The sequence below is a fragment of the Gluconacetobacter asukensis genome, from assembly GCF_014174375.1.
Lineage (GTDB): Bacteria > Pseudomonadota > Alphaproteobacteria > Acetobacterales > Acetobacteraceae > Gluconacetobacter > Gluconacetobacter asukensis.
The window spans coordinates 70,517-87,021 of record NZ_JABEQE010000001.1; the positions used below are offsets into that span (position 1 = coordinate 70,517).

At 67.5% G+C, this 16,505-nt stretch carries 13 protein-coding genes; 7 read left to right on the top strand and 6 right to left on the bottom strand.

The genetic code is table 11. From position 1 onward, the window contains the following. The 7 genes from HLH35_RS00335 to HLH35_RS00365 are packed head-to-tail and all read left to right on the top strand — an operon-like array spanning nt 1 to nt 10,693. Nucleotides 1-2,373, top strand: a complete 2,373-nt coding sequence (locus tag HLH35_RS00335; RefSeq protein ID WP_182977269.1) for a TonB-dependent receptor — start codon at nt 1-3, stop codon at nt 2,371-2,373. A gap of 11 nt (nt 2,374-2,384) precedes the next feature. Beyond that, nucleotides 2,385-3,749: an MFS transporter gene (locus HLH35_RS00340; protein ID WP_182977270.1), complete on the top strand. Its 1,365-nt coding sequence runs from the start codon at nt 2,385-2,387 to the stop codon at nt 3,747-3,749. Continuing rightward, nucleotides 3,746-5,281 carry an aromatic amino acid lyase gene (locus HLH35_RS00345; RefSeq protein ID WP_182977271.1) on the top strand — a complete coding sequence of 512 codons (1,536 nt, stop codon included), beginning with the start codon at nt 3,746-3,748 and terminating at the stop codon, nt 5,279-5,281. Before HLH35_RS00340 ends, HLH35_RS00345 begins: the two co-directional genes overlap by 4 nt. Continuing rightward, entirely contained in the window at nt 5,274-6,638 is a 1,365-nt protein-coding gene (locus HLH35_RS00350; protein ID WP_220790476.1) for a dihydroorotase, read from the top strand. The genes HLH35_RS00345 and HLH35_RS00350 overlap by 8 nt, the downstream gene beginning before the upstream one ends. After that, nucleotides 6,635-7,888, top strand: a complete 1,254-nt coding sequence (locus HLH35_RS00355) for a Zn-dependent hydrolase (RefSeq protein ID WP_182977273.1) — start codon at nt 6,635-6,637, stop codon at nt 7,886-7,888. Before HLH35_RS00350 ends, HLH35_RS00355 begins: the two co-directional genes overlap by 4 nt. A gap of 27 nt (nt 7,889-7,915) precedes the next feature. Next, the gene (locus HLH35_RS00360) at nt 7,916-9,022 is read left to right on the top strand and encodes a DUF917 domain-containing protein (RefSeq protein WP_182977274.1); all 1,107 of its coding nucleotides are present in this window, start codon (nt 7,916-7,918) and stop codon (nt 9,020-9,022) included. A gap of 3 nt (nt 9,023-9,025) precedes the next feature. Beyond that, nucleotides 9,026-10,693: a urocanate hydratase gene (locus tag HLH35_RS00365; RefSeq protein ID WP_182977275.1), complete on the top strand. Its 1,668-nt coding sequence runs from the start codon at nt 9,026-9,028 to the stop codon at nt 10,691-10,693. 186 nt (nt 10,694-10,879) lie between these two features. On the opposite strand, the gene HLH35_RS00370 is transcribed toward HLH35_RS00365, so the two are convergent. The 6 genes from HLH35_RS00370 to HLH35_RS00395 are packed head-to-tail and all read right to left on the bottom strand — an operon-like array spanning nt 10,880 to nt 16,503. Further along, nucleotides 10,880-11,926 (bottom strand): aromatic ring-hydroxylating dioxygenase subunit alpha, encoded by a 1,047-nt coding sequence (locus tag HLH35_RS00370; protein WP_182977276.1) that lies wholly within the window; start codon nt 11,924-11,926, stop codon nt 10,880-10,882. A 9-nt stretch (nt 11,927-11,935) separates the two neighbouring features. Next, nucleotides 11,936-13,324, bottom strand: coding sequence for an amidohydrolase family protein (locus tag HLH35_RS00375; protein WP_182977277.1), 1,389 nt, complete (start codon nt 13,322-13,324; stop codon nt 11,936-11,938). Further along, complete coding sequence (locus HLH35_RS00380; RefSeq protein WP_338029259.1) at nt 13,321-14,322, bottom strand: ABC transporter substrate-binding protein; 1,002 nt, start codon at nt 14,320-14,322, stop codon at nt 13,321-13,323. The genes HLH35_RS00375 and HLH35_RS00380 overlap by 4 nt, the downstream gene beginning before the upstream one ends. Continuing rightward, on the bottom strand, nt 14,319-15,323 hold the full coding sequence (locus HLH35_RS00385; protein WP_182977278.1) for an ABC transporter substrate-binding protein: 1,005 nt from the start codon (nt 15,321-15,323) through the stop codon (nt 14,319-14,321). The genes HLH35_RS00380 and HLH35_RS00385 overlap by 4 nt, the downstream gene beginning before the upstream one ends. Beyond that, nucleotides 15,320-16,090: a cysteine hydrolase family protein gene (locus HLH35_RS00390; protein ID WP_182977279.1), complete on the bottom strand. Its 771-nt coding sequence runs from the start codon at nt 16,088-16,090 to the stop codon at nt 15,320-15,322. Before HLH35_RS00390 ends, HLH35_RS00385 begins: the two co-directional genes overlap by 4 nt. Further along, on the bottom strand, nt 16,087-16,503 hold the full coding sequence (locus tag HLH35_RS00395) for a cupin domain-containing protein (protein WP_182977280.1): 417 nt from the start codon (nt 16,501-16,503) through the stop codon (nt 16,087-16,089). The genes HLH35_RS00390 and HLH35_RS00395 overlap by 4 nt, the downstream gene beginning before the upstream one ends. Nucleotides 16,504-16,505 lie beyond the last annotated feature (2 nt).

Sequence of the window (16,505 nt, forward strand, 5' to 3'; positions counted from 1 at the left end):
ATGACATCACGACGGATTCTCGCGCTCTCCACCATGCTCGGCGGCCTCGCGATCGCGCCCCAGCTCCACGCCGCCACGCCCACGCCGGCACAGGCGACGGCCCCGCGCCCGAACGCCCCGGCCCCCAGCCATCGCGCCGCCGGCACGACCGGCGCGGGCAAGGCGGCGGCAGCCGGCACCCCGGCCCCCGCCAACGAGGCCATCTCGGTCTTCGGCCATGGCTCGACCCGGCAGATGACCAGCGTGACGCGCACCATGATGCAGCAGAGCGTGCCGGGCACCTCGCCGCTGAAGGTCCTCAGCCAGCTTCCGGGCGTGCTCTACCAGTCCGCCGATCCGTTCGGCGCCTATGAATATTCCAGCCAGCTGTTCATGCGCGGCTTCAACCAGTCGCAGCTCGGCTTCACGCTCGACGATATTCCCCTGGGCGACCAGCAGTTCAACAATTACAATGGCCTGTCCGTCACACGCTCCATCATCTCCGACGATGTCGGCGGCGTCGACGTCTCGCAGGGTGCGGGCGCGATTGACGTGGCCTCGACCAGCAACCTGGGCGGCGCGATCCAGATCCGTTCGATCGATCCGTCCCATGTGCGCGGCGGCACCGTCGCCCAGACCTTCGGCAGCAATTCGACGATGCGCACCTACGCGCGCTTCGAAAGCGGCGATCTCAATCCAACCGGCACCCGCTTCTACGTCGCCTATGCCCGGCTGAACGGCAATCTGTGGAAGGGCGGCGGCTATGACCATTCGGACCAGGTGAACGCCAAGCTGGTCCAGCCACTGGCGCGCGGTTCGTCCCTGAAACTGTTCTTCGACTGGAGTTCGATCCAGCAGTTCGACTATCAGGACATGACCAAGAACTGGCTGAACACGGTCGGCCCCAACCTGGCGAACTACTACCCCAACTATACGGCCGCGTACAACGCGGCACTCGGGACCTACCCGGCGGAACTGCAGAAAACGAACGACCCGTTCGATGCCGCCTATTACGCCGGCACCGCCAACCGCACCGATTATCTGGGCGGCCTCACCCTCGACGAAAATCTCAGCGAGACCCTCAACTGGAAGACGACGTTATACGGCCACGCCAATAACGGCTACAGCACCTGGACGACGCCCTACATGCCCTCGCCCAACGGCGCGCCGCTCTCCCAGCGTATCCAGACGCCCAACGTCGCGCGCGGCGGCCTCCAGAGCGCGGTCACGTGGAAAATCGCACGCCATGCCGTCAATGCCGGCGTCTGGTACGAATACGGCAATTTCAACGAAGGCCGCTATTTCTCCGAAGCCCCGCTGCTGGGCCAGGGCACGCTTGGCAACCCCACCACCGGCTTCCCGGCCGACAAGGTATTCGCGACCGCCTGGCAGGAAGCATTCTCGACCCGGACCTTCGTGTTTCACCTGCAGGATACCTACAAGGTCACGGACAATCTGACGATCAATGCCGGCTTCAAGTCCATGATCGTCAATTCTGGCAATTCGGTGCCGACGCAGGACGGCACCATCAACGGCACCCGGCTCGCCCAGGGTCATCTGGAAGCCTCGAACGCCTTCCTGCCGCAGGTCTCGGCCAACTGGCGCTTCCTGCCGCATAACGAACTGTTCTTCGACGTGTCGCACAATATGCGGTCCTTCCCGCTCGACGGGTACGGCACCAATGTGTCGGCCACGCCGTGGACCGCGTCGCAGGCCTCGTTCCAGGCCACCCGCAACACGCTGAAGCCCGAAACCGACTGGGTCTATGAAGGCGGCTACCGCTACACCTCGCCCCTGATCAGCGCGCTGGCCTCGCTGTATCGCGTCAATTTCTCCAACCGCCTGCAATTGATCACCAGCCAGGCCGGCATCAATCCGGTCACCGCGGTGCAGAATGTCGGCGGGGTCACGACCAACGGCGCCGAGGCGAGCGTGACACTGCGCCCGGTGCGCGGGCTTTCGATCTACAATTCGTTCTCCTACGCCCATTCGACCTACGACCAGAATGTCATGACCGCGACGGGGCTGCAGCCGACGCGCGGCAAGCTGGTGCCGAACTATCCGCAGTTCATGTACAAGGGCAACATCTCATACGCCATCGGCAATTTTGACGCCCATGTCGATGGAACCTACCTGTCCCGCCGCGAGCTGACCTACACCAACGACCTGCGCGTTCCGGGCTATTTCCTGATGAATTTCGGCATGCGCTATCATTTCGGCCAGGTGGGGCCGTTCAGGGGCCTGACGGCCAGCTTCAACGTCTACAACCTCACCAACAAGACCTACATCGCCACCACGAACGAGCTGGGAAACAATTTCGTCAATACGGACTTCAATTATTTCCTGATGGGCGCCCCCCGCCAGTTCTTCGGCACCGTCAGCGCGGATTTCTGACCGGAACCGCCATGACGCAACAGCCACAGGGACGGAACGGAAAAGCGCTGATTGCCGCTGCCTGCATCGGCAATCTTCTGGAGTGGTACGATTTTTCGGTCTACGCCCTGTTCGCGCCCTATATCGCCCACGCGCTGCTGCCCCCGGCCGACCGCCTGTCGCAACTGGCGCAGAGCCTGCTGGTCTTCGCGCTCGGGGCGGTCGCCCGCCCCCTCGGCGCACTCCTTCTGGGCCAGCTTGCCGACCGTCGGGGGCGCGGCCCGGCATTGATGCTGACCTGCCTGCTGATGGGGGCAGGCACGGCGCTGATCCTGTTCGATCCGCCCTATGCCACGGCGGGGCGCGCCTCCATCGTCATCCTCTGTCTTGCCCGGTTATTGCAGGGCATTTCGGCAGGCGGCGAGATCGGCGGCGCCGCCTCCTTCCTGGTCGAAGGCGCGGGCAATGGCCGCCCCGGCTTCGCCGGCTCGTTCCTGCAAGCCACCATGGGCCTGTCCAACATGCTCGGCGCCGCCGTCGCCGCCGGCCTGACCGCGCTGCTGAGCGATGCGCAGATGGCCCAGTGGGGCTGGCGGGCGCCTTTCGCCATCGGGCTGCTGATCATCCCCTTCGGCATCATCCTGCGTCGCGGCAACGCGGCGCCGAAGCGCCCCGCCACCGACCACGGGCCCATCCTGCGTGACCTGGCCCGCCACCATGGCGGCCGCTTCGTCGCGGCACTCGGCCTCTCCCTGCTCTGGGGCGCGGCGCCCTATGCACTCGTCATCTACCTGCCCCTTTACGCCCAGCGTTTCAGCGGCGTCACCCCCCATGGCAGCTATGTCGCCGCGCTGGCCGGCAATCTCGCCCTCGTCGCCGGTTCACTGACGGCGGGGGCACTGGCAGACCGGATCGGCGTCCGGCGCCTGCTGGTGGCGGCGACGCTGATGCTCATCGCGCTCCCCGCTCCGATCCTGGGCATCCTGAAATATGACCATGGCACGGCCGCGATGATCGCGGTCGCGGCCAGCCTGTGCGGATTGGTGGCGCTGTTCGTCGGCGCCGCCCCGCTCGGCATCGCCAGCCTGTTCCCGACCCGTATCCGCGCGACCGGTATCGCCCTGTCCTACAACGCCTCCGTTTCGCTGTTCGGCGGCTTCGCCCCCGCGCTGCTCGCCAGCCTCGGGCTGGCCTGGCACGGCCTGCCCAGCCCGGCCGTTTATGTCGCGCTCGCCGGGCTTCCGGCCCTGGCGGCGCTGCTGTCACCGCCCTTCGCCCCCGCCCGCGCGGCCCAGATTGCAGAAAATTCTATAGGCCTTGCACAAAAAAGCATAACCGCGCCGATGCCCCGGAATGGGAGACTGGCTTCGGCAACCAGGGACGAAACGCTGTCGTGACCCCCCTCTCCCTTTCCGGCGAAACGCTGCCGCTGACCCGGCTCACCGCCATCGCCGATGGCGCGCCGGTCGTGCTCGGCCCGAACGGCATCGCCCGCCTGCGCGCGGGCGAACGGGCACTGCACGAGGCCCTGGCCCGGGGCGACGGCATCTACGGCACCACCAGCATGGTGGGCGCCTTCAAGGATAACGGCGTCACGGATGACGACCGGCCGAAATACGCCCTGCGCCTCCTGCGCTCCCACCTGCTCGGCACCGGGTCCTACCTGCCGCGACGGGTGGTCCGGGCCGCGATGGCGATCCGCCTCAACACGCTGCTGACCGGTCACGCCGGGGCCAGCCTCTATCTGGCCACGGCCCTGGCGGACCTGCTGAATGCCGGGATCACCCCCGCCGTGCCCGAATACGGCTCGATCGGCTGCGCGGATGTCGGTCTCATGAGCCATATCGGCGCAACGCTGCTGGGCGAGGGCCTGGCCTTCGGCCCCGAGGACGGCCCGGCGCTGCCCTCCGCAACCCTGCTGGCACGGTTCGGGCTCAAGCCCATGGTGCCCGGCCCGAAGGATGTCATGTCGGTCCTGTCCAGCAACGCGCTGGGGGTCGCCGGGGTGGCGCTGGCAACGGCCGACCTGCGGGGCCGCATGCCGCTGCTGCTGCACGTCTTCGTCCTGGCCGCCGCGGGTTTCGGCGCCTTCGGCATCCCGTGGGAAACCGCCCGCCTGGACGGGTTGCGGGACGAAGCCCGCATCGCCCGCTACCTGCAAGGGCTGACAAGTCCCGGCGACTGGACGCCCCGCCGCAATCTTCAGGACCCGTTGAGTTTCCGCTGCATGCCGCAGATCGCGGGCGCCCTGGTCACGGCGCTCGATCGTGTCGAGGCCACGCTGGCCCACAACATCGCCCACGCCGACGACAACCCGATCCTGTTCGACGGACGGGCCATGACCTCCGGCGCCTCCCTGCCGCTCGCCCTGGCGCTGGACGCACAGGCCCTGGTGATCGCGCTGTGCCATTACGCCCGCAGCACGCTCAGCCGTATCCTCGCCTCCTGCCGCGAGGACCTGTCCGGCCTGCCGCGCAACCTCACGCTCGACCCCGGCCGGCAGGTCGCCTTCGGCGCCGCGACCAAGCTGGCCGCCGACCTCACGACGGCGATCCTGCGCGAATCCACCCCGGCCTCGCTCTACCAGATCCCCGTCGCCAACGGGTTCGAGGACGAGGCCAGCTACCTGCCCTCAGTCGCCCGCGCGCTGGGCCTGCAAGCCAATCTGCTGTCCCCCCTGATCGCGCTGGAAGCCCTGGCCGCCCGGCAGGCCATCCGCCTGTCGGACGCAAGGCCGACCGGCAGCCCCGGCACATTGCTGGCTGAACTCGACCGTCATGTGCCGCTTCTGGACGATAGCGGCGCCGTGTCCGACGCCGTGCACCGGACGGAAGACATCCTGGTCCGCTTCGCCGCCCGCCTTGCCGACCCGCTCCCGGCGGATCTCGCCTTTCCGCCACCCCCGTTTCAGGAGAATGCCCGTGCATGACCTGCTATTCAAAGGCCATGTCGTCACCGCGAATACGGTGCTCGAAAATGGCTGGGTGGCCGTCGATGCCGGCCGCATCAGCCGCGTCGGCCAGGGCCTTCCCCCCACCGCCCGCCATGTCGAGGATCACGGCGACGCCCTGATCCTGCCCGGCGCCATCGATGCGCAGGTCCATTCCCGCTCGCAGAAAGGGCAGGAAGATTTCGTGTGGAGCACCCGCGCCGCCGCCGCCGGCGGCGTCACGACGATTGCCGACATGCCCTATGATGACGGGTTCCTGGTCTGCACGGCCGACAATCTGCGCCAGAAGGCACGGGAAGCCGGCGAACAGGCCCGCGTCGATTTCGCGCTGTGGGGCACCATCGCCCCCGATGACGGCCCGCAACACATCCCCGAAATGGCACGGGCCGGCGCCTGCGGCTTCAAATTCTCGACCTTCGGCACCGATCCCGTCCGCTTCCCCCGCATCCCGCCGGACCTGCTGGCCGCCTGTTTCGAAGCCGTGGCGCAAACCGGGCTGATCGCCGGCGTCCATAACGAGGATGACGAGATGGTCCGCGCCCGGATCGCGGCGGTCACCCGGTCGGGCATCACCGACTGGCGCGCCCACGGCCTGTCCCGCCCGGCGCTGGCCGAAACGCTGGCCATGGCCCAGATCTACGAAACGGCAGCCGCCACCGGCTGTTCGGGACACGTCGTCCATTGCTCGGTCGCACGCGGCTATGCGCTGTGCGAGGCCTATCGCCGCCAGGGGTTCGACACCACTGTGGAGGCCTGCATCCACTATCTGGTGCTGGACGAGGAGCATGACGTCGCCCGGCTGGGCGGCCGTGCCAAGATCAATCCCCCCGTCCGCCCCCGCGCCGAGGTCGAAGGGATCTGGGCTCACCTGGCCGCCGGCAACGTCACGATCGTCTCGACCGACCATGTCTCCTGGTCGCTGACCCGCAAATCCGATCCCGACATGCTGAAGAACGCGTCCGGCGTGCCGGGGCTGGACGTACTCTACCCGCTCCTGCTGACCGAACTGTCCCGCCGCAACCTGTCCCTCACCCACGCCAGCCGCCTCCTGTCCGAGAACCCGGCCCGCCTGTTCCGCCTCACCGCCGGCAAGGGCGGGTTGGTTCCGGGCCGGGACGCCGACATCACCATCGCTCGGGGCGAGACCTGGCGCTACGACCCCGCCGCCAGCGACAATGTCCTGACGGACTGGAGCCCCTATGCGGGCCGCGAACTGAACTGGCGCATCGCCGGAACATGGCTGCGCGGCCAGCAGATCTTCGATGGGCAGACCGTCCTCACCACCCCGGGCACCGGCCGCTTCGTCACGCCCGAGCAACCCTCCGGCCTGCAATGAGCATCGCCGCGCACGTCCGGCCCGACCGGCTCCAGGCCGATCTCGACGCCCTGGCCGCCATCACCGATCCCGGCCGCCCCCACACACGCCGCTCCTTCTCGCCCCGCTTTCTCGAAGGCCGCGCATGGCTCACGGCGCGCTTCCAGCAGGCCGGCCTGACCACCCACATCGACGAGTCCGGAAACCTGATCGGCCGCCGCGCCGGCACCACGCCCGGCCTCGGCACGCTCATGAGCGGCTCGCATTCCGACACGGTCCCCGATGGCGGCCGTTTCGACGGCATCCTGGGCGTGCTGGCGGCGCTGGAGGCCGCACGCGCCTTCGCCGATGCCGGGATCGCCCTGCGCCACGATCTCGAAATCGTCGATTTCCTGGCCGAGGAACCCAGCGATTTCGGCCTGTCCTGCATCGGCAGCCGTGGCATGGCCGGCGCCTTGTCGGCCGAGCATCGCACCCTGCGCGCACCGTGGGACGAAAGCCTGGCCGACGCCCTGGCCCGCATGGGCGGCGATCCCGGCCAACTGGACACACCACGCCGCACCGATATCCGGGCCTTTTTCGAACTGCATATCGAACAGGGCATCGTCCTGGAGCAGGCACAGGTCCAGATCGGCGTGGTCGACGCCATCGCCGGCGTCACCCGGCTGGAAATCGTCTTCTCCGGCCGCGCCGACCACGCCGGCACCACACCCATGGACCTGCGGCAGGATGCCGCCGTGCCCGCCGCCGTGATCATCTTCTTCGTCCACCAACGGGCCAGCGCGCTGGCCCGTTCCGGCGCCGGCCATGTCACAGCCACCTGCGGCGTGCTCGACCTCTCCCCCGGCGCCTCCAACGTCATCCCACGCTCCGCCCGGCTGATCGTCGATATCCGCGTCTCCGAACGCCCGGTTGCGGAAGAACTGGTCGCATCGATCCACGCCGCCTGCACCGACGCCGCCCGGGCCAGCCGCACCACCCTCGCCCGCTTCGCGATCCAGTCCGACACGCACCCCACGCCATGCGACCCGGCACTGGCCGCACTGGTCGAGGCCGCAGCCCACGCGCAGGGCTTCACCACCCGCCACATGGTCTCCGGCGCCGGGCACGACGCCGCCTTCGTCGCACGGCTGGCGCCGATGGCCATGCTCTTCGTCCCCTGCCGCGACGGCCGCAGCCATGACCCGGAAGAATGGTGCGCGCCCGAAGACGCCACACGCGGAACGATGGTCCTGGCCGAAGCCATGGCCATGCGCGACCGCACGGACTGAACCAGGAACACACAGGAAAGAACCAAGATGGGCCGTATACTGGTTGAAAAGGATGTCGAATCCGCCATCGCGGGCGGTTCCATCTTCGCCTGCGGCGGCGGCGGCTGGGTCGAGCATGGCCGCATGCTGGGCACGGCCGCAGTCAATGCGGGCCAGCCCGAACTGGTCGGCGCCGACGAGATCGCCGATGACGCCATCATCGCCACCGCCGCCGCCATCGGCGCCCCCGCCAGCACCACCGAATGGCAGATGCTGGGCGTCGATTACGTCAACGCCGTCCGCCTGGTGGAAAAAGAACTGGGCCGCTCCATCTACGGGCTGATGATCGGCCAGAACGGCAAGTCCAGCACGCTGAACGCCTGGCTGCCGGGCGCCATCCTGGGCACCAAGGTCATCGACGCGGTCGGCGACATGCGCGCGCACCCGACAGGCGACATGGGCTCGATCGGCATGGCGGGCTCGCCCGAACCCATGATCCAGGCCGTGGTAGGCGGCAACCGCGCGAACGGCGCCTATCTGGAAGTCGTCGCCAAGGGCGCGACCGCCCGCGTCTCGCCCATCCTGCGCACGGCCTCCGACATGTCCGGCGGCTTCATCGCCTCCTGCCGCAACCCGCTGCCGGCCGCCTACGTCAAACGCCATGCCGCATGGGGCGGCATCTCGCGCGCCCTGGCATTGGGCGAGGCCGTGCTGGCCGCCCGCCCCAAGGGCGGCAGCGCGGTCATCGATACCATCACCCGCGCGCTGGACGGCGCCATCGTGGCCCAGGGCAAGGTCTCGCGGAAATCGGTGGTCTACACGCCGGAAGCCTTCGATATCGGCACCATCACCGTCGGCACCGGCGAGAAGTCCGTCACGCTGCACGTGATGAACGAATACATGGCCCTGGACGATGCGGGCGGGCGGCGGATCGCCTCCTTCCCCGACATCATCACCACGCTGTCGCCCGACGGGCATCCGCTCAGCGTCGGCGAAATCGTCGAAGGCATGGAAATCCTTGTCCTGCACGTGGAAAAGACCAAATTCCCGCTCTCGTCCAGCGTGCTCGACCCCGCGGTTTATCCCCCCGTCGAACGCGCGCTCGGGATCGACCTGACCAGTTACGCCCTCAACGGCATCAGCGACAGGGGCTAGACCATGACGAAGCAACAGTTCGGCGTCACCTCGGGCAGCAATCTGCGATGTCGCGGCTGGCGGCAGGAAGGGCTGCTGCGCCTGCTGGAAAACGTGCTGTCAGTCGGCGAAGATCCCGCCAACCTGGTCGTCTACGCAGCCCTGGGCAAGGCCGCCCGTGACTGGCCATCGCACGACGCCATCGTCCGCGCCCTGACCACCATGGGCGATGATGAGACCCTGATCGTCCAGTCCGGCAAGCCGATCGGCGTGGTGAAAACGCACGAGCGCGCGCCCATCGTCGTCATGGCCAACTGCAACATCGTCGGCCAGTGGGCCCGCGCCGAGGAATTCTACCGGCTGGAAAAACAGGGGCTGATCTGCTGGGGCGGGCTGACGGCGGGCGACTGGCAATATATCGGCTCGCAGGGCGTCATCCAGGGCACCTACGAGATCTTCCGCCGCATCGCCGAACGGCATTTCGCCGGCGACCTGACCGGGCGGCTGATCCTCACCTCCGGCCTCGGCGGCATGGGCGGCGCCCAGCCCCTGGCCGGGCACCTGGCCGGCGCGATCATCCTGTGCGTCGAGGTCGATGACGCCCGCATCGGCCGCCGCATCGAAAGCGGCTACCTGCAACATCGCGCAACCTCTCTGGACGACGCCCTACGTCTGGTCGAGGAGGCCCGCGCGGCGGGCGATGCCCGTTCCATCGGCCTGTGCGGCAATGCGGCGGATATCTTCCCCGAGTTGCTGGCGCGCGGCATCATCCCGGACATCGTCACCGACCAGACCTCGGCCCATGACCTGGTCTACGGCTACGTGCCGGCCTCCCTCACCCTCGACCAGACAAAGGCCCTGCGCCAGAGCGACCCGGAATCCCTGTCCCGCCTGGCCCTGCAATCGATCGCCCGCCATGTGCAGGCGATGCTCGATTTCCGCGCCGCCGGCGCGGTCGTCTTCGACAATGGCAACCTGATCCGCACCCAGGCCAAAAAGGCCGGGATCGCCCACGCCTTCGACATCCCGATCTTCACCGAAGCCTATCTCCGCCCGCTCTTCGCGCGCGGCATCGGCCCCTTCCGCTGGATCGCGCTCTCCAATGACGAAGCGGATCTGCGGAAAATCGACGAATACCTGCTGGAAACATTCGCCGACAATCCATCAATCGTAAACTGGATCACGCTCGCCCGCCGCTTCATCCCCATCGAAGGCATGCCCGCCCGCATCGCATGGCTGGGCCATGGCGACCGGACGAAAGTGGGGCTGGCCGTCAACCGCATGGTGCGCGAGGGCATCCTCTCCGGCCCGGTAGCCTTCACCCGCGACCATCTGGACGCGGGCGCGATGGCCCACCCCAACATCATGACCGAAAACCTCAAGGACGGCTCGGACGCCATTGCCGACTGGCCGCTGCTGAACGCCATGCTCGCCTGCTCGTCACAGGCCGACCTGGTGGCCATCCATTCCGGCGGCGGCGGCTATGCCGGCTACATGACAAGCGCCGGTGTCACCACAATCGCCGACGGCTCGTCGGAAGCCGACGAACGCCTGCGCCTGACCCTGACCAACGACACCAGCCTGGGCGTCATGCGCTACGCCGACGCCGGCTATCAGGAAGCATTCGAAGAAATCAACCGCCAGCACATCCCCTATATCAACCTCGCCACGCCGTCCCCCGAGAAAGCCTGACCGGAAATGCGCGCTGGCGGCGATCCGACGCGCGTTTTCTGCGCTTCGGTGCTCACGGCCATCAAGGCCGCTCCGCTCCGATGCTCGGAAACCCACGCCGGGCGCGGCCCTCTGGGCCGCTCTCGCTCGCCAGCCCACCGGTCAGGCTCTGAGAGGAACGCTGGACCGTCGGCTCCAGCCCAGGTGTCAGATCCCCGGCAGATCCCGATGCCCCTCATCCTGCCGGGATATTTCTTCCTCGCCATGCGCCCGCAGCAGGGCCAGAAGCCGCTGGCGCATGATCAGCCCCGGACGATCCGACGCCATGTGCATCTCGACCCGGCGGGAGACATCCAGGATCGCATCGCAATCGGTCGCCTCCAGGATCTCGCGATCCTCCTCGATGATCGCCCTGTCCCAGGCGATCAGTTTTTCCGTGCTGCACTCGGCCTCGGTATCGTTGCGATAAAGAAGCTGGATGAGTTGGATCTTCCCATCTTCCACCGGGGTCGCGCAATTGATGATGATGTGCCGAATCCCCGAGGGATACAGCATGTCCATCCGGCGCGCGAAGGGCAGGTACCAGTGATTATGCATCGTGCGCGTCGTCGTGGGATTCGGATCGCCCGTAATCGCCACCGCATGCGGCGGATTGACGACATCGACAATGGTCGTCGCCTGGAATCCGTAATCGGTTTCCTCGATCTTGTAGACGCGCGGCCGGGGTTGCGCCATGTCGCCGAACGTGCCGCGATGGACGAAGGCGAAATGCGCGTTATCGAATGAATTTTCCATCAGACGCAGCGGCGCCGTATTCCACTGGTCGTAAAACTGGAAAATGCGCCGGAATCCCGGGTCGCGATCCTCGGGAATATCGAACAGTTCGACCAGCGGCTCATCCAGCGCGACCCAGGCATAGCCATAGCGCGCCTGGCATCCATACGCCCGCGCGCAAAAATCCGGCAGTGCCGCGCCGGGCGCCTGCTGCGGAATCGCCACCACCGCGCCCGTCCCGTCATAGCGCCAGCCGTGATAGCCGCAGACCAGATCACCCTTGTCGCACCACCCTTTGGACAGTTTCGCGGTGCGATGGCAACAGCGATCCTGCAAGGCCCTCGGCGCGCCTTCGGCGTCGAGGAACAGCACGATATCCTCGCCCATCAGCCGAAAGGGTTTCGGACCGTCCGACAGATCCGCCAGCGGAACCGTCGCATACCAGAACCGGCGCAGGACTTTCTGTCGGGTCGTCAGCATCGCGCTCTCCTATCCTGCAAGGGACATCAACCGTGCGACCACGGCGCGGGCACGCGCCATCAGGCGCGGCAGGTCCAGACCGGGAATGGCACCGTCCACCACCACGGGCCGCCCCGCGCACAGCACATGCCGCACCGATGACGGGCCGCAGATGACGGGGGCAAGCAGCGGATCATGCAGCCCCGCATGGCGCGGCGCGTCCAGCGCATGGATCGCCAGGTCCGCGATCTGTCCGACCGCGACCGTCCCCAGTTCCGCAAAGCCCAGCATGGCGGCGCCGGATGCGCTAGACCAGCGCAGCACGTCCTCGACCCGCGCCGCACCGGGGCCACCTACGGCCCGCTGGATCAGCCAGGCATTGTGCATCTCGCTGGCCATGTCGCACGCCTCGTTCGACGCGGCCCCATCCACGCCGATCGCCACCCGCCCGCCGGCACGCTCCAGCGCGCTCGCCGGCGCCACGCCGGAGCCGAGGCGCCCATTGCTCTGCGGACAATGGACCATGAAGGTGCCGGTGGCCGCCAGCAGCGCGATCTCATCGGCATCGATATGCACCAGATGCGCGAAGGACACATCGGGCCCCACCCAGTCGCAGCCGGCGACGAACGCGACCGGACGGCAGCCATGGGTTTCGGCGCAGAACGTCACGTAATTGGTGGTTTCCGACAGATGGGAATGCAGCCCGATCCCCAGGCGGCGGCCGGCGGCCGCCATCTCCTTCAGCTCGGCCGGCGTCGCCCCCCAGGTCGGCGTGTTCGGCGCCAGCAACACGCGACGCATGCTGTTCGGGCCGCTGTCGTGATAGCGCGCGGCCAGCCCCTCGACATGGCGCAGCATGCCGTCCAGCGTCTCGACGGGCATCGGCACGACATCGTCATTGTCATAGACCCGGTCGCGGGTGGTGCCGCCGCGCGACAGGCACAGGCGGATGCCCATCCGCTCCGCCGTCTCGAACAGGATCGCCGCCGGGTCGTATCCGCTTCCCCCGGCGGGCGAAAAGGATGCGAAAGGATAATGATGGTCGTTGACCATCGTGCAGCCGGACAGCAGCAATTCCGCCATCCCGACCTCGGCGGCGGTGCGCAGCGCCTCCTCGTCGAAACGGTGCCAGTAGCGCACGGGCACCAGCCGCAGCCAGGTTTCCAGCCGGGCGTCGATCGCGGCGGGCACGGCCTTGAGCATGCTCTGGAACAGATGATGATGGGCACTGACCAGCCCCGGCGTCACCACCCCGCCGGCGGCATCCAGCACACGGTCTCCCGGCCGGGCCGCAACCGCCCCGATCTCGGCAATGCGCCCGTCATGGATGCGGATATCGCCCCGGCACCGCTCCCCGGGGCCGCGCAGCCCGGTCAGGATGCCGACGGCATTGCGAATGACCAGATCGGCGCCCGTCATGCCGGCACCACCTGCGCCGCGTCGGCAAAACGCGTATCGAATGCCGCGCGCCAGTCCACCCCCGGCGCGATCAGCCCGTTGCCGACCATGAACTCATATGTCGCCCGCCAGCGCGCCTCGGTCATCGACCCCAGGGCCCGCAATCCAGCCTGCCCGCCCGTCAGCACACTGGCGGCACGCATGGTCGCGATGCCATAGGCCAGCCGCGCCTCGTCCTCGCGCGCCGAAGCCTGCCGGATCAGCGCATTGCCCGGTGCCGGATCGCCATGCAGATAATCCCGCCAGCCCATCATCGACGCCCGGACAAACCCCGTCACCGAAGCCGGATCACCACCCGCCAGCGCGCGGGTGGTCACGATGGTCGTGCCATAGGGCGGATAGCCCTCATCGGAAAAAGCAAAGAAGCGCGCGGCAACGCCCGCCTGTCGGATATCGAACATTTCGGAACTAGCATAACCCTGCACCGCGACGTCAGGAGAAACCAAAAAAGGCTGAAGATTGAACGTATAGGGCGCCGCCTGCGCAGCACTGAGCCCATAGCGCCGGCTGAGCCACGGCCAGAATGTCTGGCGCGACGAACTGGCGATCAGGACCCGCCGCCCCTTCAGGTCGGCCAGCGACCGGGCGGGCTCATGCAAAATCATGCCCTGAAGATCGTGCTGGAACGACGCACCCACCGTCACCAGCGGCATGCCGGCGGCAACGCCATGCAGCGTCTGGAAATCATAACCGGTGATCAGGTCGCATTGCCCGGCCAGCAGAAGCTGGACCGCATTCACCTGCGGCCCACCGTTCGAGATCGTCACGTCCAGCCCGGCATCGCGATAGAATCCCCGCGCCAGCGCCTGGAAGAATCCCCCGACCGGGGCCTGGGCATACCATGCCAGGTTCAGGTGCAGCGGCTTCAGCCCCTGCGCGCGCGACGGGCGGGCACGCCCCATGCCGGTCAGCAGCATGGCGCCGAGCACCGCGCGACGCCCGGTCTCCGACGCACTCACGCCACCACCGAAGTCAATGCGTCGGCGAACGAGAAATCGCAGGCATCCTGCCACCGCGCATCGGCGGGCAACTGCCGCGTCGCCACCAGAAAATCGCGGATCGCCTGGCAGCGCGGGGCCGTGATCGTGCCGTAGCGGGCGCCGGCCGGCCCGAACACCCCCATGGCGCGGAAACGCTGGCGCGACCACATGATCTGGTCCAGCCCCATCTGCGGATTGGCCGCCCGGATGGAATCATTGCCCGACGTGGGGTCGCCGCTCATCCAATCCGCCCAACCGCGCATGCTGGCCTGGAGAAACCGCGCGACATCCTCGCGACGGCGCGTCAGCACATCGCGCGTCGTCACCAGCGGATTGCCGTAATCATGATAGGTGGCATCATCCAGAGGAAAAAACCGGCAGGGCACGCCCGCCTTCTGCAACGCATAAGGCTCCGACGTCGCATAGGACTGGATGACCAGCCCGGGATCGAGGATGAAGGGCTGGATATTGAAACTGTAAGGCCGGACCTGGCTCTCATCGAACCCGTAATGATCGCGCAGCCACGGCCAGAACGCGGCACGGATCTCGGTACTCAGCAGGATCGTATGCCCCTTGAGGTCCGCCAGCCGCGTAATGTCGGGATGGGTCAGCAGCCCCACCAGCGAACTCTGGAAACTGGTCGCGACCGCAACCGTCGGCATCCCCCGCGCCGCCGCCATCATCGTCGCACCGATCGACCCGATGACGACATCATAGCGCCCGGCGACCAGAAGCTGCGTATTGTTGCTCTGCGGCGCACCGTGCTCGATCACCACGTCCAGCCCGACGTCACGATAGAACCCGCGTGCCAGCGCCTGATAGAACCCCGCATGCTCGGCCTGGGCATACCAGTTGGTCAGGAAGCGAAACGGGGCGGGTGCCGCACGCGCAAACCGGCTCCCGCCGACGGCCGCCAACGGCGCCGCCGCCAGCAAGGCGCGACGAGACAGGAGGGCGCGCGACAGCACAGGCCGGGTCATGCCCCCTCCTCCGGCGCATCCAGCGGAAACGCATCGGCACGCGCGGTAAAACCGAAACATTGCCGGACATTGTATAGCGTCGCCTCGGCGCAGAAGCCGGGCGATGTCGTCGCCACGCAATCCTCCAGCAGCACGACGTCATATCCCAGCCCGTTGGCGTCCATCAGCGTGCCCAGCACGCACTGGTCGCTGTTCACCCCGGCGAAAAGCAGCGTATCGACGCGCAGATTCCGCAGGATCGAATCCAGCGGCGTATCCCAGAACCCGCTCATCCGATGCTTGGCGATCCGGATATCCTCCGGCAGCGGGGCCAGTTCGTCCACCACCTCCGCATTCCAGCTTCCATATTGCAGGACGGCACCGCTGCCCCCCGGCAGCGTGTCGCCAATCCCGCCCCCCGCGCCGGCGGGATCGTAGACATGCAGCACCGACGGGCTCAGGTTCAGCCGGTCGGGCCGCGCCCCCCAGTTCACCCACAGGACCGGCACCCCGGCCTGGCGCAGGCGCGGCAGAAAGGCGCGCAGGGGTGCGATCGGCGCGCGAAGGGGCGCGATATCGGCGCCGATGCCGGCCAGCCAGCCATCGGGGTGGCAAAAATCGTTCTGCATATCGATCACGATCATCGCCGTGCGGGCAAGGTCGATCGTCAGCGCCTGCGGCAGCGCCGGAACCGCCACCGGCCGCGCGCCGCGCGCCGGGCGCACCAGGCTGACCGCGTCCTGCGACACCTGCCAGCGATTGGCCGCCGTCGGGCCCAGGCTCTTCATGCGCACAGCACCCGCCGATCCTCGTCATCCAGCACCACCGGCGTTCCGCTGCGGATCAGCGCCCCGAACGCCTCGTCGGGCATCATCACCGTCAGCGTATAGAGCTTTCCCGCCCCCGTATTCTCCACCACATGCTCGCTGCCGGGCTTGACCAGCAGCGCATCGCCTTTCTTCAGCGTAGTCCGCTCGCCATCGCACCAGGCCACCCCCTCCCCGCTGAGGACGAAGAACAGCTCGTCCGCCGCCTGATGGGTATTGGGCGGCGTCCTGCCACCAACGGCGAAGATCTCGACCACGGCGACCGACGCGCAATCCCCCGCCTGCCGGTCGGCCAGGATCGCGAAATAATTGCTGTCGGACGGCGAGATGCGAAAGGCTTCGATCTGGTCGATCGATCTCTTGAAGAACGGCATGG